This is a genomic window from Pseudomonas morbosilactucae, assembly GCF_023241715.1.
Taxonomy (GTDB): Bacteria; Pseudomonadota; Gammaproteobacteria; order Pseudomonadales; family Pseudomonadaceae; genus Aquipseudomonas; species Aquipseudomonas morbosilactucae.
This window is the reverse complement of the sequence record NZ_JALQCW010000016.1, coordinates 14,463-29,863: the sequence shown is the minus strand read 5'-3', so window position 1 is coordinate 29,863 and position 15,401 is coordinate 14,463. Positions and strand designations below refer to the sequence as shown.

The following is a 15,401-nucleotide window of genomic DNA, read 5'->3' as shown; positions in this document are numbered from 1 at the left end:
AGCGGTCAAAGGAGTGACAGCTTATGCACAACACCCTCGAACAGGTCTTCGGTTATCCACAGTTCCGCCCGGGCCAAGAGGCCGCCGTCAGCGCGGTGCTGGCCGGGCGTTCGGCGGCGGCGATCTTTCCCACCGGTTCCGGCAAGTCCCTGTGCTATCAATTGCCGGCCCTGTTGCTGCCGCACCTGACGTTGGTGGTTTCGCCGCTGCTGGCGCTGATGCAGGACCAGTTGGCATTTCTGCAACGCCATGGCATTGCCGCGGCCAGCATCGATTCGGCACAGAGCCGGGAGGAGGCCAATGACGTCATGGCTCGGGCCCGTTCCGGCGAGCTGAAAATCCTGATGATTTCCGTGGAGCGCTTGAAGAACGAGCGCTTTCGCAACTTCCTGCAGCAGGTGCAGATTTCCCTGCTGGTGGTGGACGAAGCCCACTGCATATCCGAATGGGGCCATAACTTTCGCCCCGATTACCTGAAGCTTCCGGACTACCAGCGCCAGTTCAATATTCCCCAGGCCTTGTTGCTGACCGCCACGGCGACGCCCCAGGTGATTGCCGATATGCAGGCCAAGTTTGCCATTGCGGCGGTGGACGTGGTGACCACCGGTTTCTACCGGCCCAACCTCAACTTGCTGGTGGAACCTGTACGCGGGCAGGACAAGCGTCGGCGGCTGGTGCAGTGGCTGGGGGAGCGCGCCGGGCAACCGAGCATCGTCTACGTGACCCTGCAGAAAACCGCCGAGCAGATCGCCGAGCACCTGAGCCAGCACGGCCTGGCTGCCGAGGCGTATCACGCCGGCTTGCCCCACGAGCAGCGTGAAGCCATCCAGCGCCGCTTCATGGGTGGGCAGAGCAACTGCATCGTCGCCACCATTGCCTTCGGCATGGGCATCGACAAGAGCGATATCCGCAACGTGGTGCACTTCGACCTGCCCAAATCCATCGAAAACTACAGCCAGGAAATCGGCCGTGCCGGACGTGACGGCGCGCCCTCGGATTGCCTGGTGCTGGCCAACCGCGACAGCCTGAATGTGCTGGAGAACTTCGTTTACGGCGACACCCCCGAACTGGCGGGGATTCGCTGTGTGCTCGATGAGCTGCAAGCCGCAGCGCCCGACGGCCAATGGGAGTTCCTCCTCGGCCCCTTGGCGGATCAGAGCAATATCCGCCAGTTGCCCCTCAAGACCTTGCTGGTGCAGTTGGAACTGCAGGGCCTGATCGCTCCGCGCTATGCCTACTTCGCCGAGTACCGTTTCAAGTTTCTGCTGGAGCCTGACGCTCTGCTCGCCCGTTTTGAAGGCGAACGACGGGACTTTGTCGAGGCGATCATCCGCACCTCCAGCCGTGCCCGGACCTGGGCCACGGTGAATTTCGATGCCCTCTACGAACAGCACCAGGCGGCGCGCAACCGGGTGGTCAAGGCGTTGGATTATTTCCAGGAACGGGGCTGGGTGGAGCTGGAAAGCAAGCAGATGACCGAGGTCTACAGCCTGCTGCAGACGGACTTCGACGCCGCTGCGTTAAGTGCCCAGTTGCACGCTTACTTCACCCAGCATGAACGCACCGAGATCGGCCGGATCCACGCCATGCTCGACCTGTTCGCTACCGAGCACTGCCTGGGTTATCGCCTGGCTGAGTACTTCGGTGATGCACAGGCGCCGCGCCAGTGTGGGCATTGCTCGGTGTGCCATGGTCAGGTGGCGCATTTGCCGCCGCCGCCGGAGCTGCCTGCGCTTGTGGATAAAAACTTCGCGACGCTGTGTGCCGAATTTATCCACAGGCACGAGCAGCACGTGGGCGCCCCACCGGGCGCCGAGCGGCTTACTCGATTCCTGTGCGGGATCAGCGTGCCGTTGTTTACCAAGCTCAAGGCGCGGGGGATTCCGGGCTTTGCCGTGTTGGAAGACTACCCCTATGCCGAGGTGCGTGACTGGGTGGCAAAATCCATCTGCTGAATGCAGCTCATCAGCCTAATAAATTTCAAAAATGTTCGGCGCCTGACTATGGTGTTGGCTGTCTTTGCATCGCCAACAAGAGAGCCAACATGAGCCAGACTGCTTTCGATATTCAGCGCGCCGCCGTGATCGGCGCCGGCACCATGGGCCGTGGCATCGTCATGTGCCTGGCCAACGCCGGGGTGCAGGTGCAGTGGGTGGACAACAACCCGCAGATGCTTGAGCAGGCCCTGGCCAGCGTGGCCGAGACCTACGCCCACAACGTGCGCCAGGGGCGCATTGAACAGGCTGAGGCGGATGCTCGTATTGCCCGGGTCAGCGCGGCGGATTACCCGGCGATCCAGGCCGTGGACCTGGTGATCGAAGCGGTTTACGAGAACCTCGAACTCAAGCAGAAAATCTTTCGCCAGCTCGATGGCTTGCTCAAGCCCGAGGCGATCCTGGCCAGCAACACCTCGGCCCTGGACATCGATGCCATCGCCGCGGTTACCCAGCGGCCGCAGCAGGTGCTGGGCCTGCACTTCTTCAGCCCGGCGCACATCATGAAGCTGCTGGAGGTGGTGCGCGGCGCCCAGACCGCCCCGTCCGTATTGCAGGCTGCCCTGGCGCTGGGCCAGCGCATGGGCAAGGTCAGTGTGGTGGCGGGCAATTGCTTCGGTTTTATCGGCAATCGCATGCTCAATACCTACGTGCTGGAGGCGCGCAAGATGCTGCTGGAAGGGGCTTTTCCTTATCAGGTGGACGAGGCGCTGCAAGGCTTCGGTTTTGCCATGGGGCCCTTCCGCATGTACGACGTGGTGGGCATCGACCTCGGCTGGCGCGCCCGGCAACTGGACGGCGTGGGCCAGGACGAAGCCGAGGTGCAGATCGACAACCGTCTGTGCGAGCAGGGTCGTTTCGGGCAGAAGAGCGGCGACGGCTATTACCACTACGAACCGGGCAGCCGCCAGGCTGAACATGACCCGACAGTGGATGCGCTGGTGCTGCAGGTCAGTGAGGGGCTGGGTTATCGGCGTCGGCCGATTGGCCCTGAGGAAATTCTTGAGCGCAGCCTGCTGGCGCTGGTGAATGAGGGGGCGAAGATTCTCCAGGAAGGGGTCGCCGAATCGGCCGCTGATATCGATCGGGTCTACCTCAACGGCTATGGTTTTCCCAAGGATCAGGGCGGGCCGATGAGTTGGGCCGATCGGCAAGGGCTGGGGGCGATTCAGCAACGCCTGCTGCGCCTGGCGGCCGAGCACGGCGAACACTGGCAACCGGCCCCCTTGATCGACGACTTGGCCGCCGCCGGGAAAGGGTTTGCCCAGGCCTAGGGGCTTGGGGTGAAATGTGCAGCGGTCGCAAGGCCGCCATCGCGGGCCCGCCCGTTCCCCCACTGATTGCCAGAGAGCCTTTATGACCGAGCGGATGCCCCAACGCGGCGACTACCGACATTTCCAGCCGATCATCACCCGCTGGCATGACAACGATGTCTATGGCCACGTGAACAACGTCACCTACTACAGCTACTTCGATACGGCAGTGAATACCTACCTGATCGAAGTCGGCGGCCTGGATATCCATGGCGGCGAAGTGGTGGGGTTTGTGGTCAGTTCAGCCTGCGACTATTTCGCCTCCATTGCCTTTCCCGAGCGCATCGAAATCGGCCTGCGGGTCGGCAAGTTGGGCAACAGTTCGGTGCAGTACGAGCTGGCGGTGTTCAAGGCCGGGGAGGAGGACGCTTGTGCCGCGGGGCGTTTTGTCCATGTGTTCGTGGACCGGGCGTCGAACCAGCCGGTGGCGATTCCAGCCGCGTTGCGCGCCGCCCTGGAGCGTTTGCTGGCCTGATGGGCCACAGAAACGACGAAGGCCCCGCAGGGCCTTCGAAGTGGACAGCCGCCGACTGTCAGTCGCGGTAATGGCGGTGTTTGCGATGCCCGTAGGCATGGCCACGGCCCCGATGGCCGTCGCGGTAGTAGCGACGGTCGTCACGGCCGCGATATTCGCGATCTTCCCGGGCACTTTCGTTGCCCATGTAGTTACCCAGCGCGCCGCCGGCACCGCCGCCTGCCGCTGCGCCGATCAGGCTGCCAGTGGTGCCACCCATGCTGCGGCCGACCACGTTACCGCCGGCTGCGCCCAGGGCACCGCCGATAGCTGCCTGGCCACGGCTGCGCTTGTCGGCGCCGACCGCACTGCCGCCTGCGCCGCCGAGTGCCGCGCCAATCGCCGAACCGGTATTGCCGCCCAACTGTTGACCGACCACCGAGCCTAAAACCCCGCCCAATGCGCCGCCCACGCCTGCTTCGGTGGTGCCTCCGGCAGACGCTACGCCGCTGATCAGGCCAAGGGACAACAAGAGAATCGAGGAGAACTTCATAGAGGAGCCTCAAAGGGATGACGGCGCGATCCTGAGGCTGTGTCGTGGCGCTTACAATCGAAATCCGACGAATAACACGAGTTGTACACAATCTCGTAAGTTATTGTTTTGGTTGCGGAACTTAAGTCAAAAAAGCCGGTCTTTAGCTACTTCGGACAGGCCGCTTTTTAACAAAAGCGGCCTTTTTTTGTGCCTGGGATTGGGTCGCGAGGTGGGTCTTTCACCGGCAAGCCGGCCCCTACAGGCAACCGGGGATCAGGCCGAGCGAGCCATGATCAGGCCGGTCTCGCTGGCCGCTTCCAGGCGGATGGCGACGAACTTCGAGGTCGGCGTGTGGCTGCCATCGCCGGTGCTTTCCAGGGGCACCAACGGGTTCACTTCCGGGTAGTAGGCGGCAGCCTGGCCGGCGGGAATGTCAAAGGCCAGCAAGGTGAAGCCCTTGACCCGACGCTCACGTCCGTCATCCCACAGCGAGACAATGTCGGCCTTCTGTCCCGGCTTGAAGCCCAGGCGGATGATGTCGGCTTCGTTGACGAACAACACGTCGCGTTGGCCCTTCACCCCGCGATAACGGTCATCCAGGCCGTAAATGGTGGTGTTGTACTGATCGTGGGAACGCATCGATTGCATGATCAGGTCCGGCAGCTGCCCGGTGGCGCGGGTGCGCTCGTGGATCAGGTCCTTGGGCAGCTGGTTGGCGCGGAAGTTGGCGCGCCCGGATGGGGTGTTCCATTGGCGCACGCCTGCGGCGTTGCCCAGGTAGAAACCGCCCGGGTTTTTCAGGCGCTCATTGAAGTCCTTGAAGCCCGGAATGGTTTCGGCGATCAGGTCACGGATCCGCCCGTAGTCGGCCACCAGCCAATTCCAGTCCAGCGGCTGGCTGCCCAGGGTGGCGGCGGCGATGCCAGCAAGGATCCACGGTTCGGAGCGCATCTGCGACGACAGCGGCTGCAGTTGGCCATTGGAGGCGTGGACCATGCTGAAGGAGTCTTCCACGGTCACCGCTTGCGGGCCCAGGCTTTGCACGTCGATGTCGGTACGCCCCAGGCACGGCAGGATCAACGCCTGCTTGCCATGGGCCAGGTGGCTGCGGTTGAGCTTGGTGCTGATCTGCACCGTCAGGTCGCAGTTGGCCAGGGCCTCGAAGGTGCGGGTGCTGTCGGGGGTGGCCTGGGCGAAGTTGCCCCCCAGGGCGATAAATACCTTGGAGCGGCCTTCGAGCATGGCGTGGATCGCCTCGACCACGTTGTGGCCGTTGGTCCGCGGCACCTTGAACTGGAAACGCCGCTCCAGGGTGTCGAGGAATGCCACTGGCGGGCGTTCGTTGATGCCCATGGTGCGGTCGCCCTGCACGTTGCTGTGGCCGCGTACCGGGCACAGGCCGGCGCCGGGTTTGCCGATGTTGCCGCGCAGCAGCATCAGGTTGGCGATTTCCTGGATGGTCGGCACCGAATGGCGGTGCTGGGTGATGCCCATGGCCCAGCACATGATGACGTTCTTGCCCTTGGCGTACATGCGCGCCGCTTGCTCGATCTCCACCAGGGTCAGGCCCGATTGCTCGACGATCTGCTCCCAGGGGGTGTCGTCGATGGCCGCCAGGTAGTCGAGGACGTTGGCGCTGTGTTCATTGAGGAAGTCGTGGTCGAACACCGCCGGCGCACCGGCTTTCTGCGCATCCCGTTCCCACAGCAGCAGAAACTTGGCCATGCCCCGCAGCAGCGCCATGTCGCCGCCCAGGGCCGGGCGGAAGTAAGCGGTGTTGGTCGGGCGATCGCCATTGGTGAGCATTTCCAGGGGGTGCTGGGGATGCTGGAAGCGTTCCAGGCCACGCTCTTTCAGCGGGTTGACGCACACCACCTGGGCGCCACGTTTTACCGCTTCACGCAGGGGTTCGAGCATGCGCGGGTGGTTGGTGCCGGGGTTCTGGCCCCAGACGAAAATCGCATCCGCGTGTTCGAAATCGTCGAAGGTCACGGTGCCTTTGCCCACGCCGACGCTTTGCGCCAGGGCCACGCCGCTGGCTTCGTGGCACATGTTCGAGCAGTCGGGGAAGTTGTTGGTGCCGTAGGCCCGCACAAACAGCTGGTACAGGTAGGCGGCTTCGTTGCTGGCCCGGCCCGAGGTGTAGAACTCGGCCATGTCCGGGCTTGGCAGCGCCTTGAGGTGCTGGCCGATCAGGGCGAAGGCGGCGTCCCAACTGATGGGGGTGTAGCGGTCGCTTTCGGCATCGTAGCTCATGGGCTCGGTGAGCCGACCCTGGTACTCCAGCCAGTAGTCGCTCTGTTCCAGCAGCGAACTGACGCTGTGTTTGGCGAAGAACTTGGCATCCACCCGGCGCTTGGTGGCTTCCCAGTTCACGGCCTTGGCGCCGTTTTCGCAGAACTTGACCATACCGCTTTCCGGCGAGTCGCCCCAGGCGCAGCCCGGGCAGTCGAAGCCGCCGTTCTGGTTGGTCTTGAGCATCATGCGCAGGTTCTTCAGGGCGTTGTCGCTGGTCAGCCAGGCCTGGGCCACGCTGATCAGTGCGCCCCAGCCACCGGCTGCGCCTTTGTAGGGCTTGTAACGGGCAACGGGTGTCTGGTCGGCTTGGTTGTGGTTACTCACGCTTGGTTCTCCAACGCGGGGCTATAGACCCGCGGCGCATTTTTTTGCGGCAGGTGAATGAGATTGAGGTTGTGCCGGCGTGCCCATTGCACTGCCAGGCCGGTGGGCGCCGAGAGGCTGACCAGGGTCTGGATGCCGGCGCGCAGGACTTTCTGGATCAGTTCCAGGCTGCAGCGACTGGTGACGATGGCCACGCCGCCGGTGCTGTCGATCTGCTGGCGGATCAGGGCGCCGATCAGCTTGTCCAGGGCGTTGTGCCGGCCGATGTCTTCACGGCCCAAGAGCAATTCGCCCTGGCGGTCCATAAACACCGCGGCGTGCACCGCGCCACTGTGTTGCCCCAGGGGTTGGAAGGCGCCGATGCGCTGGCGCAGGCCGTCGAGCCATTGCGCCGGCGGCAAGGGCGCGCCGGGCAGCACCTTGAGGTCTGGCAGGGCCTGTTCCACCGCTTCCACGCCACACAGGCCGCAGCCGCTGGTGCCGGCCAACTGGCGGCGCTGCTGCTTGAGGTTCCAGAACGCCCGGTTGGCGATTTCCACCTGGGCGTACTGGGCCGAACCGGAGCCGGTCAGTTGCAGGTCGTAGATTTCCGAGGCATCGCTGATGATGCCGCTGCCCAGGCTGAAGCCGACGATAAAGTCTTCAAGGTCTGACGGCGTGACCAGCATCACCGCCTGGCTGATGCCGTTGTAGGCGATGGCCAGGGCCACCTCTTCGGCCAGTGCGGTGCTGTCGGCAGCGCTGTGGTCGAGGTTGCAGTAGCGGTAGGTCTGACTGGCGGCGGGCGCGGGTGTCGCTAAGGCTGGCGCCGCGCGGGCCGGGCGCTTGGCATTCATGGGGGCATTACCAGCGGAATATTCAGGGCTAAGACTAAGCGCGACAAAGTGTCGCGTCTAATTGCTAGTACTGATCTGCTGATAGATGGCGTCGATCATGACGCGCTGAGCGATTCCTGATAAATCGCAAAACAGGCCTCGGCCAGTGCCGAGCGCGGTGCGTGGCGCCGCATGATCAAGCCTAGCCGGGCGAGGGTGGTGGCCTGCTCGATGGGTTGCAGGCGCAGGTGCTCGGTTAGCGCGTCCAGGCCGCCGTCCAGGGGCATTACCGCGCAACACAGGCCGCCGTGGACCATTTGCACCAACTGATGAACGGCATCGGTTTGCAGCAGCGGTTGCGGGGTGAGGCCACGGCTGTGGAAGTTGTGGTCGATGGACTGGCGAAAGTGCATGCCGCTGGTGAGCATGCCCAAAGGCAACTCGATCAGCGCTTCCCAGCTCAGGGGTGGCTCGCCAAAGCTGAAAAAGCGCTGGTCGTAGAGCAGGCCCATGCGGGTTTCCCCCAGGGCCAGTGAGTCGAAGCGTTCGTTATCCAGGCGCTCCAGATAAGAGACGCCGAGGTCGATCCGGTTGCTCGCCAGTTGTTCGAGAATCTGCTCCGAACTCAAGGCCGAGAGTTCAAAGCGCAAGCTCGGGTGCTCCCCATGCAGGCGCTGCAGCAATGGCAGCGGGTCAAAACTCGACAACGGCACCACCCCCAGGCGCAGCGTGCCCACCAGGTTGCCCCGGCAGGCCGCCGCCTCCGCCTGCAGCCCGTCATAGGCGGCGAGCACGGTGCGGGCCCAGGCCAGCACCCGTTCGCCGGGGGCGGTAAAGCCCTCGAAGCGCTGGCCACGGTTTACCAGGGGCAGCGCCAGTTCTTCTTCCAGGCTGCGCAGGCGCATGGACAGGGTCGGCTGAGTGATGTGGCAGCGGGCGGCGGCCTGGCCGAAGTGGCGGGTCTCGTCGAGGGCGATGAGGAATTTCAGCTGCTTGATGTCCATCTTCGCTCCTGGGCGCCGGGAAGCCTGGGATTCTAACGTGCTTGGCCCGGGGTGGGGTCATTGGTCATCTGGGAACCCGATGTGCCTGCTCTGGTCTAGTCTTTCGCGTCTGGACCTATCAACCCAAGGAGTGCGCACCATGAGTATTTTCAGTTTTGTGAAGGAAGCCGGTGAAAAACTGATCGATCTGCTGACCCCTGGCAACGCCAATGCCAGCGAGCAATTGAAAGAGCACATTGCCAAGGTCGGCCTGGGCAATCCCAACGTCCAGGCGACGGTGGACGGCGACAAGGTCATCGTCAGCGGCGAGGTGGCGAGCCAGGAAGAGAAAGAGAAAATTCTCCTGGCCGTGGGCAACATCGCCGGGGTCAGCAGCGTTGAAGACCAGATCACGGTCAGTGGCCCGGTCGTGGTGGCGGCGGTGTTCGTCACCGTGAAGAAGGGCGACACCCTCAGCGCCATTGCCAAGGTCCACTACGGCAACGCCAACCTGTACAACAAGATTTTCGAGGCCAACAAGCCGCTGCTGTCGCACCCGGACAAGATCTATCCGGGGCAGGTGCTGCGCATTCCCGAGTAATCCCTGAGAAGCCCTCGCGAGCCCATTGGCGCCTGCATCAGCGGGCGGGCTCGCGAGGGTTTCACAGCCCTTCGATCAAGCGTCGATAATCGTCCACGGCTGCGAATTCGGCGGTGTCCTTCGGCCCTTTGCGGCTGTCGGGCTCACTCACCGCCAATAGATGACCGACCCCGAAATCCCGCGCGCTGCGCAGGATCGGCAAGGTGTCGTCGATAAACAGGCTGCGGGCCGGGTCGAACTGGATATCGGCTTGCAGGGCATCCCAGAACTGCGGGCTCTCCTTGGCAAAACCGTAATCGTGGGAGCTGATCAAACGCTCGAAATACGGCGCCAGCTCAATGCGTTCCAGCTTCAGCGACAGTGAATCTCGGTGGGCATTGGTGATCAGCACCACGCGTTTGCCGGCTTGTTTGATCGCCGCCAGAAAGGTATCGGCGTCCGGGCGCAAGGCGATCAGGTGGGCGGTTTCCAGCTTCAGTTCGCGTACCGGCAGCTTCAGCTCGCTGCTCCAGAAATCCAGGCAGTACCACTGCAATTGCCCGGCGTTGCGTTCGAACAGCGGTTGCAGCTCCAGCTCCGCCATGGCCCGGCTGACCCCGTGCAATTCGGCGTAGCGCTGGGGCAGGTGTTCCATCCAGAAGTGATTGTCGTAGTGCAGGTCGAGCAAGGTGCCGTCCATATCCAGCAATACGGTGTCGATCTCGTGCCAGGGCAGTGAGGGCATTGAACAGGTCTCCAGCGGGCATAAAGTGATCCGCCATCCACTCTCGGCAAAGTCATGCAGCACTTCGGGAACGCAGCGGCTTTCAAACAGCCTGTATAGTAACCCGCCATCGCCAAGGAGCCCGCCATGCGCCAGAAACCCACCGTACTCGCCCGCGAGATCGTCGCCACCAGCCGCCTGTTCTGCGTCGAAGAAGTGCAGTTGCGCTTCTCCAACGGGGTCGAGCGCACCTATGAGCGTTTGGTCGGCAAGGGCGCCGGTTATGGCGCAGTGATGATCGTGGCCATGCTCGATGCCGAGCACGCGGTGTTGGTGGAGGAGTATTGCGGCGGCACCGATGCCTATGAGCTGTCCTTGCCCAAGGGCCTGATCGAGCCTGGGGAGGACGTGCTGGCGGCGGCCGAGCGTGAGCTCAAGGAGGAGGCCGGCTACGGCGCCCGGCAACTGGAGCACCTGACCGAGCTGTCGTTGTCGCCGGGTTACATGAGCCAGAAGATCCAGGTGGTGCTGGCCAGCGACCTGTACGAAGAGCGTCTGGAAGGCGACGAGCCCGAGCCCATGGGCGTCGACAAGATCAACCTGCGCGAGCTGGCGGGCCTGGCGCAGAACCCGAGGTTCACCGAGGGCCGTGCCTTGGCGGCGCTGTACCTGGCCCGGGACCTGCTGATCCAGCGTGGAGTGTTTCAGGCATGAGCGAGTCGTCGATGCAGTTTCCCCATCCCTTGTTGGCCCCGGTGATTGAGCTGGCCCGGCGTGCCGGCGAAGTAATCCTGCCGTTCTGGCGTGCCGATGTGGAAGTGCTGCAAAAGGCCGATGAGTCGCCGGTGACCGCCGCCGACCTGGCCGCCCACCACCTGATCCTGGCGGGCCTGACCGCGCTGGACCCGAGCATTCCGGTGCTGTCCGAGGAAGACGCCAACATCCCCCAGGCTGTGCGTGCCGGTTGGCAACGCTGGTGGCTGGTGGACCCGTTGGACGGCACCAAGGAATTCATCGCCGGCAGCGAGGAGTTCACCGTGAACATCGCCCTGATCGAACAGGGCCGAGTGGTGTTCGGCGTGGTGTCGATGCCCACCAATGGCCGCTGCTACTTCGGTGGCGCGGGCCTGGGAGCCTGGCGCGCGGATCAGGATCAGGCGCCGTTGCCGATTCAGGTGCGTGAGCGGTTGGCGCCAGGGCAAGCCTTTACCGTGGTTGCCAGCCGGCGCCACTCCAGCCCGGAGCAGGAGCGCTTGCTCAATGGCTTGGGTGAGGCGCTGGGCGAGTTGCAACTGGCGAACATCGGCAGTTCGCTGAAGTTCTGCCTGCTGGCCGAAGGGGCGGCGGATTGCTACCCGCGCCTGGCCCCCACATCCCAGTGGGATACCGCTGCGGCCCAGGGCGTGCTGGAAGGCGCGGGAGGCGAGGTATTGGACTTGGCGGGTGAGGCGTTCTGCTACCCGCCGCGGGAGTCGTTGCTCAATGGCTTCTTCCTGGCGCTGCCGGCCCAGGCGCCGTGGCGCGCCAAGCTGCTGGAACTGGCCCGCGCCTAAGCCCCCTCTGTAGGAGCCGGCTTGCCGGCGATGGCGTCCTCAAACTTGGCACTGACCTTGAGGATGCGATGGCTGGCAAGCCAGCTCTTTCACGGCGGGTTAGCGGTGCAGGACGTATTGTCCGCTGAAGCTGACCGCCGCCTCGTCACTGCCTGCATTGACGACCCGGGTTTGCAGGGTCAGGCGGGCGCGGCCGTAGCGCTGGTAGGTGGTCAGGAATTTCTTCCACACGGCGGCGCTGGGTGCTTCGCAGATCGCGATGCCGTCGGTAGTGACCGGCAACGGGTAGCTGATCTGCCCCTCCTGGATCACGATGTGCCCGTCCTCGATCCCTTCTTCCTTGAGCCGCAGGTGCAGCCAGCCCCAGCCCGCCAACACCGCGCCGCAGTACAGGCTGCCGCCGAACATGGTGCTCTTGTGGTTGACGTTGGCGTCCAGGGGCAGTTGCAGGCGCAGTTGCTGCCCTTGCCAGTCGAGCACCTTGAGGCCCATGTCCCGCGTCAGCGGAATGTCGTGGTGGAGGACGGATTCCAGGTAACGACTGTCGCGGTTCATGCAGGGGCCTCTGTCGGGCAAGGGTGGAAAGGGACGGTGCGCTTCAATCCAGGTCATCGTTGCCAGGGCTGGTGCCGCTGTCGGCAAAGTTCAGGCCGTGCTTGCGCAGTTTGTCGTGCAGGGTCTTGCGCGGTACGCCCAAGGCTTGCGCCAGGCTGCGCACGGAGTTGTGGCCGTGGGCCAGTTCGGCGGCGATCAGGTTTTTTTCAAAGTGTTCCACCTGTTCGCTAAGCCCACCCTCAATTGCTGGCATTACAGTAGTCGCGGTGCCTTGGGGCTCGCTGTTGTCCAAGGCCAGTTCCAGGCCCAGGGCGAAGCGTTCGGCGGCATTCTGCAACTCCCGCACATTGCCCGGCCAGCCGTGGCGCAGCAGCAGGGCACGGTGCCCCGGTTGCAGTTCGTGGGGCGGCAGGCCGTGGCGCGCGCTGGCTTCGTCGGCAAAGTGCTGGAACAGGATCAGCGCGTCATCGCCGCGCTCGCGCAATGGCGGAATGCGCAGCGGCGCCACGTTCAGGCGGTAGTAAAGGTCGGCGCGGAAGCGCCCCTGGTCGGCGGCTTGGCGCAGGTCTTCCTTGGTCGCGGCGATGATGCGGATGTCCAGGGGGATCAACTGGTTGCCCCCCAGGCGTTCCACCACTCGCTCCTGGAGCATGCGCAGCAGCTTGACCTGCACATCCAGGCTCATGCTTTCGATTTCATCGAGGAACAGGGTGCCGCCGTTGGCGAATTCGAACTTGCCGATGCGGCGTTTCTGCGCCCCGGTAAAGGCGCCCGGCTCGTGGCCGAACAGTTCGCTTTCCACCACCGACTCCGCCAGGGCCCCGGCGTTGATCGCCACGAAGGGGCCGTTGCGGCGGTTCGACAGGTCGTGCAGCGCCCGCGCCACCACCTCTTTGCCGGCCCCGGTTTCACCGAGGATCAGCACGTCGGCCTTGGTTGCGGCCAGCGCGCCGATCTGCTCCCGCAGGCGCAGCATCGGTGCCGACTGGCCCACCAGCCGGGCGCTGAGCTGCTGGCGGTCGCTCAGGGCCAGGCGCAGGCTGCGGTTGTCCAGCACCAGGCGGCGCCAGTCCAGGGCCCGGCGCACGCTGTCGAGCAGGGCGTCGCTGGCAAAGGGTTTCTCCAGGAAGTCGTAGGCCCCGGCGCGCATTGCTTGCACCGCCAGGGGTACGTCGCCGTGGCCGGTGATCAGCAGCACCGGCAGCTCCGGGTCCTGGGCGTGCAATTGCGCCAGCAACTCCAGGCCGTCCATGCCCGGCATGCGAATGTCGCTGACCACCACCCCCGGCCAGTCACGCTCCAGGCGCGCAGCCAGGCCCTGGGCTTCGGCCAGGGTGAGGATCTTCAACCCGGCCAGGTCCAGGGTCTGGCTCAGGGCCTGACGCAGGTGGGGATCGTCGTCGATCAGCACCACCTGGATGCGGTGGTCGATGGCGTTGCTCATGCGCTTCGGTCCTCGGACGGTTGCAGGCTCACCCCCGGCGCGCCGGCGCGCAGCCGCAGGGTGATCAGGGCGCCGCCTTCGCGGTGGTTGGCGAACGACAGTTCACCGCCAAAGGCGCGCATCAAGGTGTCACAGATCGCCAACCCCAGGCCCAGGCCCTGGGTTCGGGTCTTGGTGGTGTAGAAGGGCTCGCCGGCGCGGCCCAGGGCCTCCAGGCAGAAGCCCGGGCCGTTGTCGCGAATGTACAGGTTGACGCCCGTGGCAGTGGATTCGGCACTCAGCCAGAGTTTGCGCGGCGGGCCTTTTTCGGTCAGGGCGTCCAGGGCGTTGGCCAGCAGGTTGCCGAGCACCTGGCGCAGGCGGGTTTCCCCGGCCTCGACCCACAGGGTGGCGGCCGGCAGGTCGCGGATCAGCTCCACCTCCATGGCCCGCCGACGCTTGGCCAGCAAGGCCAGGGCATCGTCCAGGGCCGGTTGCAGGGCCACGCTTTCCGGGGCGTGGCGGTCGCGCCGGGCGAAGGCCCGCAGGTGGGCGATGATCGACGCCATGCGCCCGGTCAGCTCGCTGATCAGCTTGAGGTTGCCCCGGGCGTCGTCGGTGCGCTGGTGGTCCAGCAGCACTTCGGCGTTTTCCGCATAGCTGCGGATCGCTGCCAAGGGTTGGTTGAGCTCGTGGCTGATGCTCGCCGACATGGTGCCCAGGGCCGAGAGCTTGCCGGCCTGGACCAGGTCGTCCTGGGCCCGTACCAGTTCCTGTTGGGCGGTTTCCCGCTCCAGTACTTCCTGTTTCAGCCGGCGGTTGAGGCCTTCCAGGTCGCTGGTACGTTCAGCCACGCGCATTTCCAGTTCGCGCCGGGCCTTGGCCTCGAAGGCAATGCGCTCCAGGTAGTGGCGGCGACGTTGCATCATCAAGCCCAGCAACAGCATCAGCACCAACAGGGCGGCGCCGCCAATGGCGACCACCGTACGCACCGGACGATCGATCAGGGTGCGCGGGGCGAGGATGCTGACGTTCCAGCCGGTTTCCTCGATGGCCTGGGTCTGGGTCAGCCAGGCCGCCGGGTCGAGGTTCAGCGGCCGCGGGTCGCGGGTCGGGTAGGGCTGGATCGCGGTGATCGCCTGGTTCTCTGTGGGGCTCAGGGTGCGGGTCGAGCGAAAGCGCCATTCCGGGCGCGAGGTCAGGATCACCACGCCGTTGTGGTCGGTCAGCAGCAGCTGTTCAGGGGTGCGGCCCCACAGGCTTTCGGTGTGGTCCAGGTCGACCTTGATCACCAGCACGCCGATGATTTTTTCCCGGTCGCGCACGGCCGCGGCGAAGAAGTAGCCGCGTTTGGCCGAGGTGGTGCCCAGGCCGAAGAAGCGCCCCAGGCGCCCGGCCATGGCCTCGCTGAAATAGGGGCGGAAGGCGAAGTTGCGACCCACGAAGCTGTCGTGTTTGTCCCAGTTGGAGGCCGCCAGGGTCTTGCCTTCGGTGTCCATCAGGTACATGACTTCGGCGCCGGTCTGGGCGCTGATGTTTTTCAGCAAGCGGTTGGCATTGCCTTGGGTGATGCCGTCATCGGGCACCGAGAGCACCGCGCGCAGGGCCGGCAGGTCGCCGAGGATTTGCGGCAGCACTTCATAGCGGTGCAGGGTGCCCAGCAGGTTGGCGACGTAGAGGTCCAGGGTCTGCCGGTTCTGCCCCACCAGTTCGCTGCGGTAGTAACGCTCGGCCAGGTGCTCCAGGGGCCAGAGCAGCGGCGCCAGGCACAGGGCCAGAAGGGCCAGGCTGCGCCAGCGGGGGCGACGGGGAAGGGTGGGGGTCATGAGCTCGGGCGCCTGTGGATACAG

14 protein-coding genes are annotated in these 15,401 nt (G+C 64.6%); 6 read left to right on the top strand and 8 right to left on the bottom strand.

Annotated features, from left to right (window positions below; all coding sequences use genetic code 11):
• The first annotated feature begins 23 nt into the window (after positions 1-23).
• From M1B34_RS08720 to M1B34_RS08710, 3 genes are all read left to right on the top strand, one after another.
• On the top strand, positions 24-1,955 hold the full coding sequence (locus tag M1B34_RS08720; RefSeq protein ID WP_268264873.1) for a RecQ family ATP-dependent DNA helicase: 1,932 nt from the start codon (positions 24-26) through the stop codon (positions 1,953-1,955).
• An 89-nt stretch (positions 1,956-2,044) separates the two neighbouring features.
• Complete coding sequence (locus tag M1B34_RS08715) at positions 2,045-3,268, top strand: 3-hydroxyacyl-CoA dehydrogenase (protein ID WP_268264872.1); 1,224 nt, start codon at positions 2,045-2,047, stop codon at positions 3,266-3,268.
• A gap of 82 nt (positions 3,269-3,350) precedes the next feature.
• Positions 3,351-3,782, top strand: coding sequence for an acyl-CoA thioesterase (locus M1B34_RS08710; RefSeq protein ID WP_268264871.1), 432 nt, complete (start codon positions 3,351-3,353; stop codon positions 3,780-3,782).
• A 58-nt stretch (positions 3,783-3,840) separates the two neighbouring features.
• On the opposite strand, the gene M1B34_RS08705 is transcribed toward M1B34_RS08710, so the two are convergent.
• The 4 genes from M1B34_RS08705 to M1B34_RS08690 all read right to left on the bottom strand — a co-directional run bounded on the left by M1B34_RS08705 (position 3,841) and on the right by M1B34_RS08690 (position 8,737).
• Positions 3,841-4,314 (bottom strand): glycine zipper domain-containing protein, encoded by a 474-nt coding sequence (locus tag M1B34_RS08705; protein WP_123329075.1) that lies wholly within the window; start codon positions 4,312-4,314, stop codon positions 3,841-3,843.
• A gap of 255 nt (positions 4,315-4,569) precedes the next feature.
• Positions 4,570-6,918 (bottom strand): FdhF/YdeP family oxidoreductase, encoded by a 2,349-nt coding sequence (locus M1B34_RS08700; protein ID WP_123329077.1) that lies wholly within the window; start codon positions 6,916-6,918, stop codon positions 4,570-4,572.
• The gene (gene fdhD / locus M1B34_RS08695) at positions 6,915-7,754 is read right to left on the bottom strand and encodes a formate dehydrogenase accessory sulfurtransferase FdhD (RefSeq protein ID WP_123329079.1); all 840 of its coding nucleotides are present in this window, start codon (positions 7,752-7,754) and stop codon (positions 6,915-6,917) included. Before fdhD ends, M1B34_RS08700 begins: the two co-directional genes overlap by 4 nt.
• Before the next feature lie 95 nt (positions 7,755-7,849).
• A complete protein-coding gene (locus tag M1B34_RS08690; protein WP_268262905.1) occupies positions 7,850-8,737 on the bottom strand; it encodes a LysR family transcriptional regulator in 888 nt (295 codons plus the stop codon).
• Between the two features lie 139 nt (positions 8,738-8,876).
• Here M1B34_RS08690 and lysM point away from each other — a divergent pair, with 139 nt between their 5' ends.
• The gene (gene lysM, locus M1B34_RS08685) at positions 8,877-9,317 is read left to right on the top strand and encodes a peptidoglycan-binding protein LysM (protein ID WP_123329083.1); all 441 of its coding nucleotides are present in this window, start codon (positions 8,877-8,879) and stop codon (positions 9,315-9,317) included.
• 61 nt (positions 9,318-9,378) lie between these two features.
• Here lysM and yrfG read toward each other — a convergent pair whose 3' ends face one another.
• A complete protein-coding gene (gene yrfG, locus M1B34_RS08680; RefSeq protein ID WP_268264870.1) occupies positions 9,379-10,041 on the bottom strand; it encodes a GMP/IMP nucleotidase in 663 nt (220 codons plus the stop codon).
• 126 nt (positions 10,042-10,167) lie between these two features.
• On the opposite strand from yrfG, the gene nudE reads away from it, so the two are divergent.
• Both nudE and cysQ read left to right on the top strand, forming a co-directional pair.
• Positions 10,168-10,734 (top strand): ADP compounds hydrolase NudE, encoded by a 567-nt coding sequence (gene nudE / locus M1B34_RS08675; protein WP_123329087.1) that lies wholly within the window; start codon positions 10,168-10,170, stop codon positions 10,732-10,734.
• An 11-nt stretch (positions 10,735-10,745) separates the two neighbouring features.
• Complete coding sequence (cysQ, locus tag M1B34_RS08670) at positions 10,746-11,573, top strand: 3'(2'),5'-bisphosphate nucleotidase CysQ (protein WP_123329897.1); 828 nt, start codon at positions 10,746-10,748, stop codon at positions 11,571-11,573.
• A 99-nt stretch (positions 11,574-11,672) separates the two neighbouring features.
• Here the strand turns inward: cysQ and M1B34_RS08665 are convergent, their stop codons facing one another.
• The 3 genes from M1B34_RS08665 to M1B34_RS08655 are packed head-to-tail and all read right to left on the bottom strand — an operon-like array spanning position 11,673 to position 15,377.
• On the bottom strand, positions 11,673-12,128 hold the full coding sequence (locus M1B34_RS08665; RefSeq protein ID WP_268262907.1) for a YiiD C-terminal domain-containing protein: 456 nt from the start codon (positions 12,126-12,128) through the stop codon (positions 11,673-11,675).
• Between the two features lie 43 nt (positions 12,129-12,171).
• Positions 12,172-13,572 (bottom strand): sigma-54-dependent transcriptional regulator, encoded by a 1,401-nt coding sequence (locus M1B34_RS08660; RefSeq protein WP_123329091.1) that lies wholly within the window; start codon positions 13,570-13,572, stop codon positions 12,172-12,174.
• On the bottom strand, positions 13,569-15,377 hold the full coding sequence (locus tag M1B34_RS08655) for a sensor histidine kinase (protein WP_123329899.1): 1,809 nt from the start codon (positions 15,375-15,377) through the stop codon (positions 13,569-13,571). Before M1B34_RS08655 ends, M1B34_RS08660 begins: the two co-directional genes overlap by 4 nt.
• Positions 15,378-15,401 lie beyond the last annotated feature (24 nt).